Annotated in this window: 17 protein-coding genes and 2 tRNA genes; 4 read left to right on the top strand and 15 right to left on the bottom strand. The window is 67.7% G+C overall.

Going from position 1 to position 16,935, the window contains the following annotated elements; genetic code table 11:
- Positions 1–7: 7 nt before the first annotated feature.
- On the top strand, positions 8–1,708 hold the full coding sequence (gene pknB, locus BGO45_RS13105; protein WP_292694922.1) for a Stk1 family PASTA domain-containing Ser/Thr kinase: 1,701 nt from the start codon (positions 8–10) through the stop codon (positions 1,706–1,708).
- Here the strand turns inward: pknB and BGO45_RS13100 are convergent.
- The 3 genes from BGO45_RS13100 to BGO45_RS13090 are packed head-to-tail and all read right to left on the bottom strand — an operon-like array spanning position 1,690 to position 3,256.
- Complete coding sequence (locus BGO45_RS13100; RefSeq protein ID WP_292694920.1) at positions 1,690–2,331, bottom strand: aminodeoxychorismate/anthranilate synthase component II; 642 nt, start codon at positions 2,329–2,331, stop codon at positions 1,690–1,692. The genes pknB and BGO45_RS13100 overlap by 19 nt on opposite strands.
- Entirely contained in the window at positions 2,328–2,483 is a 156-nt protein-coding gene (locus tag BGO45_RS13095; RefSeq protein ID WP_228161982.1) for a hypothetical protein, read from the bottom strand. The genes BGO45_RS13100 and BGO45_RS13095 overlap by 4 nt, the downstream gene beginning before the upstream one ends.
- A complete protein-coding gene (locus BGO45_RS13090; protein WP_292694917.1) occupies positions 2,483–3,256 on the bottom strand; it encodes a class E sortase in 774 nt (257 codons plus the stop codon). The genes BGO45_RS13095 and BGO45_RS13090 overlap by 1 nt, the downstream gene beginning before the upstream one ends.
- A gap of 54 nt (positions 3,257–3,310) precedes the next feature.
- On the opposite strand from BGO45_RS13090, the gene BGO45_RS13085 reads away from it, so the two are divergent.
- Positions 3,311–3,550, top strand: coding sequence for a cell division protein CrgA (locus BGO45_RS13085; RefSeq protein ID WP_076492674.1), 240 nt, complete (start codon positions 3,311–3,313; stop codon positions 3,548–3,550).
- Positions 3,551–3,610: 60 nt separating this feature from the next.
- On the opposite strand, the gene BGO45_RS13080 is transcribed toward BGO45_RS13085, so the two are convergent.
- Together BGO45_RS13080 and BGO45_RS13070 are read right to left on the bottom strand one after the other, a co-directional pair.
- Positions 3,611–4,540 (bottom strand): rhomboid family intramembrane serine protease, encoded by a 930-nt coding sequence (locus tag BGO45_RS13080; RefSeq protein WP_366515021.1) that lies wholly within the window; start codon positions 4,538–4,540, stop codon positions 3,611–3,613.
- Between the two features lie 16 nt (positions 4,541–4,556).
- Complete coding sequence (locus BGO45_RS13070; protein ID WP_076492678.1) at positions 4,557–5,114, bottom strand: peptidylprolyl isomerase; 558 nt, start codon at positions 5,112–5,114, stop codon at positions 4,557–4,559.
- A 100-nt stretch (positions 5,115–5,214) separates the two neighbouring features.
- Here BGO45_RS13070 and BGO45_RS13065 point away from each other — a divergent pair, with 100 nt between their 5' ends.
- Complete coding sequence (locus BGO45_RS13065) at positions 5,215–5,787, top strand: DNA helicase (protein ID WP_292694911.1); 573 nt, start codon at positions 5,215–5,217, stop codon at positions 5,785–5,787.
- Complete coding sequence (locus BGO45_RS13060; protein ID WP_076492683.1) at positions 5,784–6,257, top strand: aminoacyl-tRNA deacylase; 474 nt, start codon at positions 5,784–5,786, stop codon at positions 6,255–6,257. The genes BGO45_RS13065 and BGO45_RS13060 overlap by 4 nt, the downstream gene beginning before the upstream one ends.
- Positions 6,258–6,264: 7 nt before the next feature.
- Here BGO45_RS13060 and BGO45_RS13055 read toward each other — a convergent pair whose 3' ends face one another.
- The 10 genes from BGO45_RS13055 to dnaA all read right to left on the bottom strand — a co-directional run bounded on the left by BGO45_RS13055 (position 6,265) and on the right by dnaA (position 16,923).
- The gene (locus BGO45_RS13055) at positions 6,265–6,687 is read right to left on the bottom strand and encodes an NUDIX hydrolase (protein WP_292694907.1); all 423 of its coding nucleotides are present in this window, start codon (positions 6,685–6,687) and stop codon (positions 6,265–6,267) included.
- Positions 6,688–6,769: 82 nt separating this feature from the next.
- Positions 6,770–6,842, bottom strand: a tRNA-Ala gene (locus BGO45_RS13050).
- A gap of 14 nt (positions 6,843–6,856) precedes the next feature.
- A tRNA-Ile gene (locus BGO45_RS13045) sits at positions 6,857–6,930 on the bottom strand.
- Between the two features lie 68 nt (positions 6,931–6,998).
- A complete protein-coding gene (locus tag BGO45_RS13040; RefSeq protein ID WP_076492687.1) occupies positions 6,999–7,403 on the bottom strand; it encodes a DUF3566 domain-containing protein in 405 nt (134 codons plus the stop codon).
- A complete protein-coding gene (gene gyrA / locus BGO45_RS13035; protein WP_292694905.1) occupies positions 7,400–10,027 on the bottom strand; it encodes a DNA gyrase subunit A in 2,628 nt (875 codons plus the stop codon). The genes BGO45_RS13040 and gyrA overlap by 4 nt, the downstream gene beginning before the upstream one ends.
- 33 nt (positions 10,028–10,060) lie before the next feature.
- Positions 10,061–12,097 carry a DNA topoisomerase (ATP-hydrolyzing) subunit B gene (gyrB, locus tag BGO45_RS13030; RefSeq protein ID WP_292694903.1) on the bottom strand — a complete coding sequence of 679 codons (2,037 nt, stop codon included), beginning with the start codon at positions 12,095–12,097 and terminating at the stop codon, positions 10,061–10,063.
- A gap of 119 nt (positions 12,098–12,216) precedes the next feature.
- Positions 12,217–12,705: a DUF721 domain-containing protein gene (locus BGO45_RS13025; protein ID WP_292694901.1), complete on the bottom strand. Its 489-nt coding sequence runs from the start codon at positions 12,703–12,705 to the stop codon at positions 12,217–12,219.
- Positions 12,698–13,849, bottom strand: coding sequence for a DNA replication/repair protein RecF (recF, locus tag BGO45_RS13020; protein ID WP_292694899.1), 1,152 nt, complete (start codon positions 13,847–13,849; stop codon positions 12,698–12,700). The genes BGO45_RS13025 and recF overlap by 8 nt, the downstream gene beginning before the upstream one ends.
- Positions 13,850–13,897: 48 nt before the next feature.
- Positions 13,898–15,049 (bottom strand): DNA polymerase III subunit beta, encoded by a 1,152-nt coding sequence (gene dnaN, locus BGO45_RS13015; protein WP_076492696.1) that lies wholly within the window; start codon positions 15,047–15,049, stop codon positions 13,898–13,900.
- A gap of 449 nt (positions 15,050–15,498) precedes the next feature.
- Positions 15,499–16,923, bottom strand: a complete 1,425-nt coding sequence (dnaA, locus tag BGO45_RS13010) for a chromosomal replication initiator protein DnaA (RefSeq protein ID WP_076492698.1) — start codon at positions 16,921–16,923, stop codon at positions 15,499–15,501.
- Positions 16,924–16,935 lie beyond the last annotated feature (12 nt).

Below are 16,935 nucleotides of genomic sequence, written 5' to 3'. Positions count from 1 at the left end.
TTCCCCCGTGACCACTGAGACGCGCGTCCTCTCCGGACGCTACCGTGTCGACGACCTCATCGGTCGCGGCGGTATGGCCAGCGTCTACCGCGGCTACGACCAGACGCTCGGGCGGACGGTGGCGATCAAGATCCTCAAGGCCGACCTCGCCGGGGACGCCGCGTTCCGGACACGGTTCCGTCTCGAGGCTCAGGCGGCCTCGCGCATGGCGCACCCGACCATCGTCCGAGTGTTCGACGCCGGCGAAGACGTCGAGGTGGGCGCCGACGGGCACGAACGTCCCGTGCCCTACATCGTCATGGAGCTGGTCCACGGGCGCCTGCTGAAAGACGTCGTCGCCACCGGTCCCGTCCCCATCGACGACGCGCTGCGCTACGTCGACGGCATCCTCGAGGCCCTCGAGTACTCGCACCGCGCCGGTGTCGTGCATCGCGACATCAAGCCGGGCAATGTGATGATCACCGACTCCGGCCGCATCAAGGTGATGGACTTCGGTATCGCGCGCGCGGTGTCCGACTCGTCCTCGACCGTCGCCGAGACCACGGCGATCGTCGGCACGGCGGCGTACTTCTCCCCGGAGCAGGCCAAGGGCGAGTCCGTCGACGCGCGCGCCGACCTGTACTCCGCCGGCGTGGTGCTCTACGAGCTGCTCACCGGGCGGCCGCCGTTCCGCGGCGACACCCCGGTCGCGGTGGCGTACCAGCACGTGAGCGAGGCCCCCCTCCCGCCCAGCGAGATCAACGACGCGGTCCCGCGCGCGCTCGACGCGGTCGTCCTCCGCGCTCTCGCGAAAGACCCGTTCCAGCGTCCGCAGGACGCCGCCGCGTTCCGCGAAGACCTGGATGCCACGATCGAGGGCAAAGAGCCCACGAAGCGGCAGATGTCGGCGCTGTCGAACGAGCTGTACGGCCCGAACCCGCGGCAGGCGGCGGAGACCGCGCGCTCGCTCCGCCAGCTGAGCACCGACACCACGATGCGCCGCACGCAGCCGGGTCCGCCGGTCGCGTGGATCTGGGCGGGTGTCGCGGTCCTGGCGGTGCTGCTGGTCTCCGTGCTCCTCTGGGTCATCCAGATCCAGCCGTCCACGGACGTGCCCTCGGCCGGACGCACCGTCCCGAACGTGGTCGACATGACCTACGACGAGGCCGTCCAGTCGCTCGAGAAGGAAGACCTCACCGCGAAGCGCATCGACGTCGCGGATGCCTCGATCGCGGCAGGCAACGTGGTGCGCACGACGCCGGGCGCCGACACCTCGGTCGCCGCGGGGCAGGAGATCTCGCTCTACGTCTCCTCGGGGGCCGACACCGCGAAAGTGCCGACGCTCGAGGGGATCACCGAGTCCGAGGCCCGCGCCGCGCTGGAGTCCGCGGGCCTGTCGCTGGGCCTGGTGCAGCGCAAGCCCGACCCCGCCCTCGCCGCCGGTGTCGTGATGACGGCGAGCGTGGCGGCCGGAACCGAGGTCACCAAGGGCACGACCGTCAATCTCGTCGTCGCCAGCGGCACGGTCGTCATCGTCAACTACGAGGGCTACCCCGTCGACGTCGCGAAGCGCGAGCTCGAGTCGGACGAGAAGCAGCTGACCGTGCAGACGCAGGAGGATGCCGGCTGCCCGGCGACGACTCCGTCGCTGGTGAAGACGCAGTCCCTCGCGCCCGGCGAGGTGCCGGTGCACAGCGAGATCACTCTGACCTACTGCACCGGTCCCTGACCCCGTCGAGGGTGCAGGCTCCGCCCGCGCGCAGCCGCGCCACGGAGACCGGCATCCTCGAGCCAGCGTCCGAGCAGGGCGTGACCGCCCTCGGTGAGGACGCTCTCGGGGTGGAACTGCACCCCGGTCAGCGGGGCGTCACGGTGGGCGAGGCCCATGATGACGCCCGTGTCGCTGCGGGCGGTCACCACGAGTTCGTCGGGCACGGTGGCCGGGTCGACGGCGAGTGAGTGGTAACGGGTCGCGCGGAACCCGTCCGGAAGGTCCGCGAAGACACCGTGGCCATCGTGGTGGATGACGCTGGTGATCCCGTGCAGCAGTTCCGGGGCCCGGGTCACCGTTGCTCCGAACGCGAGCGCGAGGGCCTGGTGCCCCAGACACACCCCCAGAAGCGGGATGCCGTTCGCGTGGGCCGCGTGCACGACCTCGATGGACGCGCCGGCGACCGCGGGGTGCCCGGGACCCGGGGAGACGAGCACGGCCTGGGCGTCCTCGACGGAGGCGACGACGTCGGGGGCGGACGCGGCCAGCATCGTCACATCGGCGCCGAGCTCCGCGACGTATCCGGCGAGTGTGTGCACGAAGCTGTCGCGGTTGTCCACGACGACGACGCGGAAGCTCACTCGACCGTGACCTCCTGTGGATAGAGGATGTCGCTCACCCACGGGAAGACATAGAAGAACAGGCCGTAGAGCACGGCGGCGACCAGCACGAGGACGATGAGCAGACGGACCCACCAGGGTCCGGGCAGCACTCGCCAGAGGGCTCCGTACATCAGGCGGCTCCGGAGGTCAGCGACGCGGGCGGTCCGTCGGCGCGGGGGGTGAACGACTCGAAGACGCCATAGGCGATCGCGCGCTCCGCCGAGCCGTACCGCGGGCTGCACGTGGTCATCGTGATCAGCTTGTCGGTGGCCTGCACCTCCGGCTGCTGCGGGGTCGGGAGCAGCACCTGGACCCCGTCGGGGCGCACGTACTCGAGATTGCGGAAGCGGTAGGTGTACCAGCCGTCGGGTGTCTCTACGACGACCGCGTCACCGATGCGCAGCGAGGGCAGGTCGGCGAACGGGGCACCGTGGCTGCCGCGGTGGCCGGCGATGGCGAAGTTACCCTGCTGGCCCGGCATCGCGGTGTCGGGGTAATGCCCGATCCCGATGGGGTCGAGGGTCACGGAGGCACTCACTCCGCCGGCGAGCTTGAACTGGTAGTCGGGTCCGAGGCGAGGGACGCGGAGCACACCGAACACCTCGCCGTTCCCCGGCTGTGCCAGGGCGGGCGGCTCCGTCGCCGACGCGTCGCCCGGCGAGGTCGAGGGGGCCGGGTTCGTCGGTGCAGCCGCCCACTCGTCGGTGAGGGCACCGGCTTCGCTCTTGAACTGGGCTCCGATGATCGCGTCGCCGATCCACAGCTGCCAGCCCACGAACAGCAGCACGACCACACCGGCCGTCAGCAGCAGATCACCGAGCACGCCGAGGACGGTCACGCGGCGTCGGCGCGGCGGAGGGCGGCGGGCCGAGCGGCGAGTGGGGGGATGCTCGACCGTGGACACGAGGCGAGTCTACTTCCGTGGGTGGAGAGTGCCCTGCCCGTTAGACTGGCCCGCATGGCACGTACTGGCAACGGCGAAGACCCGATCGCTGAGCGCAACGAGAACGGTTCCACGCCCAACCCGGTGTGGTTCCTGCCGATCATGATCGGTCTCATGCTCGTCGGCTTGGTATGGGTGCTCGTCTTCTACTTGAGCAACTCGCAGTTCCCCGTGCCCGGCATCGGCGCGTGGAATCTCGTGATCGGTTTCGGGATCGCCTTCGTCGGCTTCCTGATGACCACGCGTTGGCGATAAGCACTCGGACTTACACGCGTGTAATTCATCCCCACCTGTGGATGAGCCTGTGGATAACTTTCAGTAGTAGACCACGACCGGGATCACGAGCAGCGCGAACAGAGCGATCGTGAGCGCGACCAGCAGCCCGATCTGCACGGGACGCTGGCGCAGCAGACGTGTCCGCGCGTAGATCAATCCGACCAGCGCGCCGACGACGAGGCCTCCCAGGTGCGCCTGCCAGGAGATGCCCACGTTGGCGAGGGCGGTCGCGAAGTCACCCGTTCCCAGCGAAGAGATCAAGGCGACGACGAACGGCCAGGCGAAGTTGATGCCGATGAGGACGGCGATGACGCGGATGTCGGCGCCGATGTGCCGTCCGATGACCAGCAGCGCACCGAACAGCGCGAAGATCGCTCCCGAGGCGCCGACGACGACCGTGGTGGGGGCGAGAAGCGCCACCGCGACCGACCCTCCGAGTGCACCCAGCAGATAGAGCACGACGAAGCGCCACCGTCCGAGCAGAGGCTCGAGATTGCGGCCGATGAACCACAGGGCCAGCATGTTGAGGCCGATGTGGAAGAACCCGGAATGGACGAGAGCGGCGGTGAAGAGGCGCCAGGGCTCGATCGGTCCGAACTGCGGGACGAGGTACGGCGGGTAGAAGGCCAGGGCGTTGCCGATGATGCCGCCGACACCGGGAACGAGACCGATGATGTAGGCGAGTCCGGTGATCGCGATGATCGTCAGCGTCGCGATCGGTCGACCGCCGGCCACCGCGGCCATCGGAGCCGAACGCGACCAGCGGCGCTGCGCCTTCTTCTGCGCCGGGGTCGCGGTGGCCCGCTGCTGGGCCATGCACTCCGGGCAGATGACGCCGACGGCGGCGGGGGTCCGACACTCGGGGCATACCGTGCGCAGACACCGCTGGCAGAGCACGAAGCTCTGCCGGTCGGGATGCCGGTAGCAGAAGTTGTCGCTGTTGCGACGGAACTCCTCGGTCGTAGACACCCGCCGCCGCCGAGGGTCAGACGGCGACGACGTCGACCGACTCGAGCACGACGGGCTCGACGGGACGGTCGCCGGCGGCGGTGGGAACTGCGCTGATGGCGTCGACGACCTTCTTCGAGGCATCGTCGGCCACCTCGCCGAAGATGGTGTGCTTGCCCTGGAGCCACGGCGTCGGGTCGGTGGTGATGAAGAACTGCGAGCCGTTCGTGCCCTCGGGCTGACCCGTGATGGCGTTGCGGCGGAGACCCGCGTTGGCCATGGCCAGCTTGTACGGGGCCGAGAAGTCGAGCTCGGGGTGGATCTCGTCGTTGAACGTGTAGCCGGGACCGCCGACGCCCTGACCGAGCGGGTCGCCGCCCTGGATCATGAAGCCGGGGATGATGCGGTGGAACACGACGTTCGAGTAGAGCGGACCCTCGCCCTTGGCGCCGGTGGCCGGGTTGGTCCATTCCTGCGAGCCGTCGGCGAGGCCGACGAAGTTCCGGACTGTCCGGGGAGCGTGGTCTCCGAACAGGTTGACGACGATGTCGCCGTGGTTGGTGTGAAGGGTCGCAACGGCGGTGTGGGAAGCCATGGGTACATTCTCTCAGAGTTATCTGCAAGGGTTCGCGGACGGGGACCCCCGTTCTGGCAAGATGAAACGCGTACATCCCATCGACAGGGAGGATGAAGCCGTGGGCCTCAGCCGCAAGAGCAAGAAGGAACTGCGCAAGCTCCAGAAGCACGCCGCAAAGGTGTGGGAGTCTCAGCAGGTTCTGCTGGGCGAGAGCGGAAAGGTGGCCCGCGAAGCCGGTCGCCAGCTCGGTCGCTTCAGCCGCGAAGACCTCGTTCCCGCCGTGCGCGACGGTTACGACCAGTACGCCGCGCCGTACGTCGACAAGAGCGTGAAGTACACGAACCGCTTCCTCAGCGACAAGGTCATCCCGACGGCCGGTGCCGTCGTGGGTGGGGCGATGTCGGTGTGGGACGCCGCCGGAGACACCCGTGACCGCCTGGCCAAGGGTCGCGGTTTCGAGCTCGACACGCACAAGTACGCCAAGCGTGCCGAGAAGTACGGCAAGAAGGCGAGCAAGCAGCTCGCCGCCAAGCTCCCGAAGCAGCACGACGGCATCGGGGCCGGTGGCGTCATCGCCATCCTGTTCGGTGTCGCCGCCGCCGTGGGTGTCGCCTACGCCGCGTGGCAGACCCTGCGTGCCGACGACGAGCTGTGGGTGGCCGACGACCCGCTCCGCGCCCCCGACGCGTGAGCGACCCCACCAGCAGAGTCAGAGAGGCCGCGCAGTTGCGCGGCCTCTCTGTCGATGTACGGGAACGGCCGGCGGCCCGCTCGCTCGACGAGGCGGCGGAGCTGCTCGGCATCCATCCGGATGACATCGTGAAGACGCTCGTCGTGAAGCGATCCGACGACACCTTCCTGTTCGCCCTGGTGCCCGGCGACCGGGTCATCTCCTGGCCGAAGCTGCGGGCGGTGGTCGGCGTGAACAAGCTGCGCCTGCCCGAGCCCGAGCTCGCCCTCGCCGCGACCGGATATGAGCGGGGCACGATCGTGCCGATCGGCAGCTCGACCGACTGGCCGATCTATGCCGACGAGAGCATCGTGGGGCGACGCATCGCGATGGGCGCGGGAGCGCACGGCTACAGCCTCTTCGTCGAAGCCGACGACCTGATCCGCGCCTACGGCGCCACGGTCGCCGACATCACCGCGCCGCGCGACTGACCGGCGGTCACAGCTTCGCCATCCGGAACGCGATGTCGACCAGCTGCACCCGCCGGAGCTTGCGGGCGGCGGAAAGCGAGAACCACTGGGCGCGGTCCGTGGAGCCGCCGACCTCGTAGCTCAGACGCCCGCCGACGATATGGGCTCGGTAGACGATCCGAAGGGCGTGGAGGGGTCCGTTCGCGTCGTCCGACAGACGCCTCTCCGCCGCGATGACGCGCGAATGGATGCCGAGAAGCTCGTCGACCACCACTCGGAACCCGGTCTCCTCCCGCACCTCGCGGCGTACGGCGCGTTCGGGGTCCTCACCGTCCTCGAGACCGCCGCCGGGCAGCGTCCAGGCGGCGCGACGTCCTTCGATCCAGTGCGCGAGCAGCACGCGGTCGTCGGCGTCGGTGATGACGGCGTACGCGGCGACTCGCATGTCCATTGCGATCACCCTAGCCGCGAGACACGACGACGGAGCGCGGGAAGACGAAGAGTCGGCCGCAGCCGAATCGACGGAGATGATGTGGAGCCTAGGAGATTCGAACTCCTGACATCCTGCTTGCAAAGCAGGCGCTCTACCAGCTGAGCTAAGGCCCCGGGAAGGGAACGGGTGGGGCTACCAGGACTTGAACCTGGGACCTCTTCATTATCAGTGAAGCGCTCTAACCGCCTGAGCTATAGCCCCGTCTCGCTGACGTAACGTCGTCAACCTCGAAGACTTTACCTGAATCCCGAGGTTTTTCCGAATCGGCGTCAGTTGGAGGTGAAGCCCACGAGCAGACCGCCCGTGACCTTGACGGCGAGGTTGTAGATGCCGGCCACGACCGCACCCATGACGGTCACGACGACCAGGTTGAGGATCGCGACGATCGCCGCGAACGCCATGACCTGCGGGAGGCCCACGTACTGCGACAGGGTGGCGCTTCCGTCGGTGAAGCTCGCGAAGAACTCATCCGCGCGACCGATGAGGCCGGTGGCGCTCACCACGAGGTACACGAGAAAGTACGAGACCACGGTGACGATCGCGATCGCCACGGCGGCCAGGAACGAGAGCTTGAGTGCCGACCAGAAGTCGATGTACACCAGGCGCAGACGTACCTGCTTGGCGGACGTCTTCTGGGTCGACTTCTTGGCGAGTTTGTCGGCTACCGTGCTCATGCGTCAGTACTTTCCTCAGGGGTCTCGGAAGAGGAGGCGGTCTCGACCGCGTCGGGCGCGGCCGGATCGGTGGTCGTCTCCGTCGTCTCGGTCAGGTTCCGCTCGCTGTTCCGGGCGATCGCGATGATGCGATCATCGCCTCCGGCGCGGGCGAACACGACACCCATGGTGTCGCGACCCTTGGCAGGCACCTCGGCCACGGAGGAGCGTACCACCTTGCCGCTGGCAAGAACCACAAGGACCTCGTCGCCCTCCGAGACCATCAGACCGCCCGCCAGAACGCCGCGATCCTCGGTCAGACGGGCCACCTTGATGCCCAGTCCACCGCGGTTCTGCATGCGGTATTCGGTCACGGCCGTGCGCTTGGCGTACCCGCCCTCGGTGACGATGAACACGAACTCGTCATCCTTCGCGACGGATGCCGAGAGCAGGCTGTCGCCGGCGCGGAAGTCCATGCCCTTCACGCCCGACGTCGAGCGGCCCATCGGGCGCAGCGCCCCGTCCGTGGCGGAGAAGCGCAGCGACATGCCGAGTCGGCTGATGAGGAGGATGTCATCGCCCTCGTCGACGAGCAGTGCGCTGACGAGCTCGTCGGGGGTGCCCTGCTCGGCGTCGTCGGCGTCGTCGGAGACCTGGCCGCGCAGCTTGATGGCGATCACGCCGCCCTGACGGTTGGTGTCGTACTCGTCGAGCCGGGTCTTCTTGACCAGGCCGTTGCGGGTCGCGAGCACGAGGTAGGTCGCGACCTTGTAATCGCGGATGTCGAGGATCTGGGCGATCTCCTCATCGGGCTGGAGCGCGAGGAGGTTCGCGACGTGCTGGCCCTTGGCATCCCGCCCCGCCTCGGGGACCTCGTACGCCTTCGAGCGGTACACGCGGCCCTTGTTGGTGAAGAACAGCAGCCAATGGTGGGTCGTCGTGACGAAGAAGTGCTCGACCACGTCGTCGGCGCGCAGCTGCGCGCCCTTCACTCCCTTGCCGCCGCGGTGCTGCTGACGGTAGTTGTCGCTGCGCGTGCGCTTGATGTAGCCGTCACGGGTGACCGTCACGACCATCTCTTCCTCGGCGATGAGGTCTTCGATCGACACGTCGCCGTCGAATCCGTGCAGGATCTCGGTGCGACGGTCGTCGCCGAAGCGGTCGACGATCGCCGTCAGTTCGTCGCGGATGATGGTGCGCTGGCGAGCGGGGGTGGCGAGGATGTCGTTGTAGTCGGCGATGCGCGCTTCGAGCTCCTGCGCCTCGTCGATGATCTTCTGACGCTCGAGCGCCGCAAGGCGACGCAGCTGCATGTCGAGGATCGCCTGCGCCTGGATGTCGTCGATGTCGAGGAGCTTCTGCAGTCCCTCGTTGGCATCCTGGGCCGTCGGCGACCGGCGGATGAGCGCGATGACCTCGTCGAGCGCGTCGAGCGCCTTGAGGTAGCCGCGCAGGATGTGCATGCGCTCCTCGGCCTTGCGGAGGCGATAGCGCGTGCGGCGGACGATCACCTCGACCTGGTGGTCGATCCAGAGGCTGATGAAGCCGTCGAGCGACAGCGTGCGCGGCACGCCGTCGACGATGGCGAGCATGTTGGCGCCGAAGTTCTCCTGGAGCTGCGTGTGCTTGTAGAGGTTGTTCAGCACGACCTTCGCGACCGCGTCGCGCTTGAGCACGATGACGAGTCGCTGACCGGTGCGACCGGACGTCTCGTCGCGGATGTCGGCGATGCCCGTGATCTTGCCCTCGCGGGCGAGGTCGCCGATCTTGACCGCGACGTTGTCGGGGTTGACCTGGTAGGGCAGCTCGGTGATCACCAGGCACGTGCGGCCCTGGATCTCTTCGATGTTGACGACGGCGCGCATCGTGATCGAGCCGCGGCCCGTGCGGTACGCGTCCTTGATGCCGCGGGTGCCGAGGATCTGCGCGCGGGTGGGGAAGTCGGGCCCGGGGATGCGCTCCATGAGCGCCTCGAGCAGCTCCTCGCGGCTGGCATCCGGGTTCTCCAGAGCCCACAGGGCGCCGGCGGAGACTTCGCGCAGGTTGTGCGGCGGGATGTTGGTCGCCATGCCGACGGCGATGCCGACCGAGCCGTTGACCAGGAGGTTCGGGAAGCGCGCCGGGAGGACCGTCGGCTCCTGCGTCTGGCCGTCGTAGTTGTCCTCGAAGTCGACGGTCTCCTCTTCGATGTCGCGCACCATCTCGAGCGCGAGCGGAGCCATCTTCGTCTCGGTGTATCGGGGAGCGGCCGCGCCCTGGTTGCCCGGCGAGCCGAAGTTGCCCTGGCCGAGGGCCAACGGATAGCGCAGCGACCACGGCTGCACGAGACGCACGAGGGCGTCGTAGATCGGGGCGTCACCGTGGGGGTGGTAGTGGCCCATGACTTCACCGACGACGCGGGCGCACTTCGAGAACGACTTGTCGGGACGGAAACCGCCGTCGTACATGCCGTAGATGACGCGGCGGTGCACGGGCTTGAGGCCGTCGCGCACGTCGGGCAGCGCGCGACCGACGATGACGCTCATCGCATAGTCGAGGTAGCTCCGCTGCATCTCGAGCTGGAGGTCGACCTGGTCGATCTTCCCGTGGTTGTGAGCGGCCTCGTCGGGCGCGCCGGTGGGCTCGGGAGTGATGTCGTCAGCCATGGATTCTCAGTTTCGTATCGAGTCGACCGGGGATCAGATGTCGAGGAAGCGGACGTCTTTGGCGTTGCGCTGGATGAAGCTGCGCCGCGACTCGACGTCTTCTCCCATGAGCACCGAGAAGATCTCGTCCGCCGAGGCGGCGTCGTCGATCGTGACCTGCTTGAGGGTGCGGGTCTCGGGGTCCATCGTGGTCTCCCACAGCTCGTGGTCGTTCATCTCGCCGAGACCCTTGTAGCGCTGGATGCCGTTGTCCTTCGGGATGCGTCGTCCCGCGGCCTGCCCCTCGACGAGCATCGCGTCGCGCTCACGGTCGCTGTACGCGTACTCGTGGGGGTGGTTCGACCACTTGAGGCGGTACAGCGGGGGCTGCGCGAGGTAGACGAAACCCGCCTCGATGAGACCGCGCATGTAGCGGAAGAGCAGGGTGAGCAACAGCGTCGTGATGTGCTGGCCGTCGACGTCGGCATCCGCCATCAGGACGATCTTGTGGTACCGGGCCTTGGCCATGTCGAAGTCTTCGCCGATGCCCGTGCCGAAGGCCTGGATCATCGCCTGGACTTCCTTGTTGCCGAGCGCCCGGTCGAGGCGCGCGCGCTCCACGTTCAGGATCTTGCCGCGCAGCGCCAGGATCGCCTGCGTGTGCGGGTCGCGCCCCTGCACCGCGGAACCGCCGGCGGAGTCACCCTCGACGAGGAAGATCTCGCTGATCGACGGATCCTTCGACGTGCAGTCCTTCAGCTTGTCGGGCATGGCGGCCGACTCGAAGACGCTCTTGCGGCGCGCGGTCTCGCGGGCCTTGCGGGCGGCCAGGCGCGCGGTCGCCGCATCGATCGCCTTGCGGATGACGTTCTTCGCCTGGGCGGGATTGCGGTCGAACCAGTCGCCGAGCTTGTCGCCCACGACCTTCTGCACGTACGCGCGCGCCTCGGTGTTGCCGAGCTTGGTCTTCGTCTGACCCTCGAACTGCGGCTCGGACAGCTTCACCGAGATGACCGCGGTGAGCCCCTCGCGGATGTCCTCACCCGTGAGGTTGTCGTCTTTCTCCTTGAGGAGGTTGTTCGCCCGCGCATAGCGGTTGACGAGGGTCGTGAGAGCCGCGCGGAAACCCTCTTCGTGGGTGCCGCCCTCGTGCGTGTTGATTGTGTTGGCGAAGGTGAAGACGTTCTCGGTGTAGGCCGTCGTCCACTGCATCGCGAGTTCGAGGGCGATGTTGCGCTCGGTGTCTTCCGACTCGACCTCGATGATCTCTTCGTTGACGACGTCGGCCTTGCGGACGCGGTTGAGGTGCTCGACGTAGTCGACGAGACCGCGCTCGTAGAGGAAGGAGTCGTGACGGGCCGCCGTGGTCTCTTCGCCCGGCTCGCCCTCGGTGACGATGGACTGCGGCCGCTCGTCGCGCAGGCTGATGCGCAGCCCCTTGTTGAGGAACGCCATCTGCTGGAAGCGCGTACGCAGCGTGTCGTAGTCGAAGTCGACGGTGTCGAAGATGGTGGCATCCGGCCAGAAGGTGATCGAGGTGCCCGTCTCTTCGCTCTCCTCGCCCTGCGCGAGCGGGGCCTGCGGCACGCCGCCGTCACGGAACGACTGCCGCCACACGTGACCCTGGCGCTTGACCTCGACCTCGAGGCGCGTGGAGAGCGCGTTGACCACGGACGAGCCGACGCCGTGCAGACCGCCGGAGACCGCATAGCCGCCGCCGCCGAACTTTCCGCCGGCGTGGAGCACGGTCAGGACGACCTCGACGGTCGACTTGCCCTCGGTCCGGTGCATGTCGACCGGGATGCCACGGCCGTTGTCGATCACCCGGACGGCGCCGTCGGAGAGGATCGTGACGTCGATGGTGTCGCAGTATCCGGCGAGGGCCTCGTCGACGGAGTTGTCGACGATCTCCTGCACGAGGTGGTGGAGGCCCCGCTCACCGGTGGAGCCGATGTACATGCCGGGACGCTTGCGGACGGCCTCGAGACCCTCGAGCACCTGGATGGCGTCTGCCCCGTACTCGTTGGGAACCTTCGCGCTGGTCGTCGTTTCGGGTTCCGCGGAAACGTTGTCGGGGTTTTCGGACGTCATGACTTCGCGAGCTCCAGATCGATTCGTCGGAACCTCCATCTTACCGCGCGAGGCCGCCGGAAGCGGTGTGTACGCCCGTAGGAGGGGAGAAATCGGAGCGAACCAGCCCCGACCATGGGCTAGCCGTAGGTATCGCGCGGACCGCGGCCTGGAACGGCTCTCGTCCCCCATTTCCAGGAGGGGACGTCCGGCCCGATGAAGCGGATCGACTCGACCCCCGCCTCGGGGAAGCGCCGGATGATCTCGGAGAGGATGTGCGCGCGCATCAACTGCAGCTGCTTCGCCCACGCCGTGGAGTCCGCCTGGACCGTCAGTGTTCCGGCATCCATGGCCACCGGACGTGTGTGCGCGGCGGTGTCGGCGCCGGCCACGTCGTGCCAGGTGCGGACGAGGTCTTCGCGGGCGAGCTGCGGCTCCCAGCCCGCGGATTTCGTCAAGGTGGAGAGCACGTCGCCGAGACCCCGGGGATCGCGACCGGGAGTGAAGGGAGCGTTCTCGCCGTCATCGGCCCGCCGGCGGCGCTTCTTCTTGCGGTACGGCGAGGGCTCGAGGCCGCGCAGCCGCAGATACGTGGCGATCGTCTCGGGGAGGTCGTTCTCGTCAGTCATCGGCGCCCACGATCCGACCGGCCTCGACACGGACCACGTGCGCGCGCAGACCGTCGGGGACGTCTTCTTCCACGGCGGAGGTGACGATGACCTGCTCGTACCCCGCGACGAGGTCCGCGAGACGGGTGCGACGACCCGCGTCGAGTTCGGCGAACACGTCGTCGAGGATGAGCACCGGGTCTCCGAGGCGCGACTCCGCGCGCAGCAGCTCGGCGGATGCCAGGCGCAGGGCGAGCGCGACCGACCAGGACTCGCCGTGCGAGGCGTACCCCTTCACCGGCAGTCCGCGCACCTCGAGCACGAGGTCGTCGCGATGCGGACCCACGAGGGTCAGGCCCCGCTCGAGCTCCTGGGATCGACGAGCCGCGAGCGCCGCGCGGAACTGCTCGGCGAGCGAACCGGTCGCGCCGGTCTCGGCCGCGGCGTCCCCTTCCTCCGGGTCGCCGCCGACGACCGACAGCGCCCAGCGCAGACGGGGGTCGTGGTCGGCACCCGCGATCGCGGTGTACGCCTCGGCCACGGGAGCGGACAGATCGGATGCCAGGGCCAGCCGCGCCTCGATCACCTCGGTGCCGAGGGCGACCAGCTTGTCGTCCCAGACATCGAGCGTGCCGAGGGCATCGCCGCGGATCCCGCGCGCTCGCGCCGACTTCAGCAGCGCCGTGCGCTGCCGGAGGACACGGTCGTAGTCGGCCAGGACGCCGGCGAGACGCGGCGAACGCTGCACGATGAGCTGATCGGCGAAGCGGCGACGGGCGGACGGATCGCCGCGGACGATCTGCAGGTCTTCCGGGGCGAACAGGACCACCTGGGCGTACCGCGGCAACTCGGCGGTCCGGACGTTCACGCCGTTGACCCGGGCCTTGTTGGACCCCTGCCGATTGAGCTGGAGTTCGAGCAGGATGCTGCGCTCACGGTGCGCCAAGCGCGCCCGTACGATCGCGGCATCGGACCCGTCGCGCACCATGGGCGCGTCGCTCGACACGCGATGCGACCCCAGAGTCGCGAGGTAGGCGACGGCCTCGACCAGGTTGGTCTTGCCCTGACCGTTGCGGCCCACGAAAAGGTTCGCGCCCGCGGAGAGCGACACGTCGGCAGCCGCATAATTGCGGAAATCCGCCAGTCCGAGCTGCTCCACGATCACCGAGTCAGACTACCCGCCGGCCCCGACATGCACCGGGTCGCGTGTCGGTCAGCGCAGGAGCAGGTTGGGCTGCAGCAGGTACTTGAACGAGCCTTCGCCGCCCTTGTCGACCGAGGTCTGGGGGGTGATCAGCACCGGGCTCAGCTTGTTCGCGTTGTCGCTCGAGGTGAACGTGATGCGCGTGAATTCGCTGCGGACGGCGCCGAGCGACTCGAGGAGGTACTGAGGGTTCAGACCCAGAGTGACCTCGTCGCCGACCAGCGTCGCGTCGACGGATTCGGTCGCACGCGCCTGCTCGGTACCCGAGGCGTCCATCGACACGCCGTCGGGTCCGAACGTGAATCGCAGCGGCGCGGACCGGTCGAGCACGAGCGCGACACGACGCACGGCCTCGGCGAGCTCCGCGGTGTTCACGACGCTGTGGTGCTCGGTCTGGGCGGGGAAGAGTCGACGCACGGGCGGGAAGTTGCCCTTGATCAGCAGCGAGGTGACCGTCTTGTTGCCCGACGAGAAGGCGATGATCTCGCGGTCGCCCGAGCCGGAGAACGCGATCGAGATGTCGCCGCCGTGCGCGAAGGTCTTCCCGACCTCCTGCAGCGTGCGCGCCGGCACGAGGGCGGCGGTGGGCTCGTCGGATGCCGCGGCCCCGCCGTCCCACGGGATCTCACGCAGCGCGACGCGATACCGGTCGGTCGCCACGAGGCTCAGCTGCGTGCCGGTCACCTCGAGCTGCACGCCCGTGAGGACCGGGGTGACGTCGTCGCGCGACGCGGCGAACGCCACCTGCGCGATCGCCGTCGCGAAGTCGTCGGCCGGAACGAGCCCGGACTCACCGGTGACCTCGGGGATCGCCGGGTACTCCTGCACGGGCATGGATGCGAGCGTGAACCGCGCGGATCCGCAGGTGAGGAGGATCCCGCCGTCGTCATCGACCGCGATCTGGATCGGCGCATTCGGGAGGCGGCTGGCGATGTCGGAGAGGAGACGTCCGTGGACCAGGATCGTGCCCGGCTCGTCGACGGTGGCCTCGATCGTGGTGCGCGCCGACGCTTCGTAGTCGAACGCCGCGAGGGTCAGACCCTGCTCGCCGGCCTCGATCAGGACGCCGGCCAGGATCGGCTGCGGGTTGCGCTGCGGCAGGAGCTTGACCACGAACGAAACGGCTTCGCTGAAGACATCGCGATTGACGTGAAACTTCACGGGCGCTCCCTTGACGGCGGTATGGCTTACCCATGCTAGTGCCCGACCGCGTCGGCACACGTCGCCCCGTGTTCGCACCGCAAGGTCATCGAATCTCTGTTAACCGATCTATGGATTCTTCATCTTGTTAACAGCTGTGGAGAGTGTGGATAACTCTCGCGATGCGTGTTAACAGAAGGGAACTACACGGCTGTGACCTGTGGAAGCCCTGCGGACAGCCTGGGCAGTTAACACGATCGGCTCGTCGGCGGTTCGCCGGTTCCTCCACAGGTCTCCGCGTGTCGTTCACATGTCTTCCGCAGAGATTCAGAGTTATCCACAGGTTTTCCACACTGTGTAGAACCGACTGAAAGTACTTTGCGAGAGGCTTTCTGCGGCCCGTCAACGGCCGAGAACGACGAAGGGGTTCGCCCGCGGATGCGGATGAACCCCTCGGTTCAGATGGGCGCTCAGCGCATGCGGCCCAACTGGGTGGTGATTTCGGAGACCTGGTTGTAGATCGAGCGACGCTCCTTCATGAGATCGCTGATCTTCTTGTAGGCGTACATCACCGTCGTGTGATCGCGGTTGCCGAACAGCTGACCGATCTTCGGCAAGGAGAGACTCGTCCGCTCACGGCAGAGATACATGGCGATCTGCCGTGCCGTCGCCACGGCCTGAGACCGACTGGATCCGTACAGGTCGTCGACCGACAGCTTGAAGTACTGTGCGGTCGCGGTGATGATGTCGGTCGGTGAGACGACATTCGCGTCGTCCTGATCGATGATGTCCCGCAGCACGGTCTGTGCCAGCGACATGTCGAGCGTCGAGCGGTTCAGGCTCGCGAAAGCGGACACGCGGATGAGCGCACCCTCGAGTTCACGGATGTTCGACGAGACGACGGTCGCGATGTACTCGAGGACGTCGTCGGGGATGAGCAGCCGTTCGCTCTGCGCCTTCTTGCGGAGGATCGCGATACGGGTCTCGAGGTCGGGCGCCTGGACGTCGGTGATGAGACCCCACTCGAAGCGACTGCGCATGCGGTCCTCGAAGCCGGTCAGCTGCTTCGGGGGGAGGTCGCTGGTGATCACGACCTGCTTGTCGTGGTCGTGCAGGGTGTTGAAGGTGTGGAAGAACGCTTCCTGCGTCTCGGCCCGTCCCTGGAGGAACTGGATGTCGTCGATCAACAGGATGTCGACGTCGCGATACCGGGCCTGGAAGGCGGAGCCGCGGTTGTTCGCGATCGAGTTGATGAAGTCGTTCGTGAACTCCTCGCTCGAGACGTACCGCACCCGGATGCCGGCGTACATGCTCGCGGCGTAGTCGCCGATCGCGTGGAGGAGGTGGGTCTTGCCGAGCCCCGAATCGCCGTAGATGAACAGCGGGTTGTAGGCCTTGGCCGGGGCCTCGGCGACGGCGACCGCGGCGGCGTGCGCGAAGCGGTTGGACTGGCCGATGACGAAATTGTCGAAGGTGTACTTCGGGTTCAGACGCGTGTCGTTGCGGGATGCCGGAACGATGGGGGCGGGGGCCTGCTCCGGCATCGGCGACGGATTGCCGGCCGCGGGGATCGGGTCGGGGCGATCTTCGACCGGGGGCGCGGAACGGTGGGACTCGATGAGGTCGGGGTTCACGACCACGCGGAAGTTGCTGACCTCGGGGTCGACTCCCTGCACCTGAGTGAGCGCCTCGAGGATCGGAGCGCGCATGCGCTTGTTCATCTGCGCGGCGGTCAGGTCGTTCGGCACGTCCAGGTAGAGGGTGCCGCCCATGACGCCCTGCGGCACGGCCAGGTTGAGGAAGCCGTGGAGCTGCGGCGTGACGCGGTCGTCGGTGAGGAGATGGTCGAGCACGGCGGACCAGACGGGAACATCCGGTACTTGGTGCAATGACATATCCCCTCCGGG

The sequence above is a fragment of the Microbacterium sp. 71-36 genome, from assembly GCF_001898305.1.
GTDB lineage: Bacteria > Actinomycetota > Actinomycetes > Actinomycetales > Microbacteriaceae > Microbacterium.
This window is presented reverse-complemented; position numbering and strand designations above follow the sequence as displayed.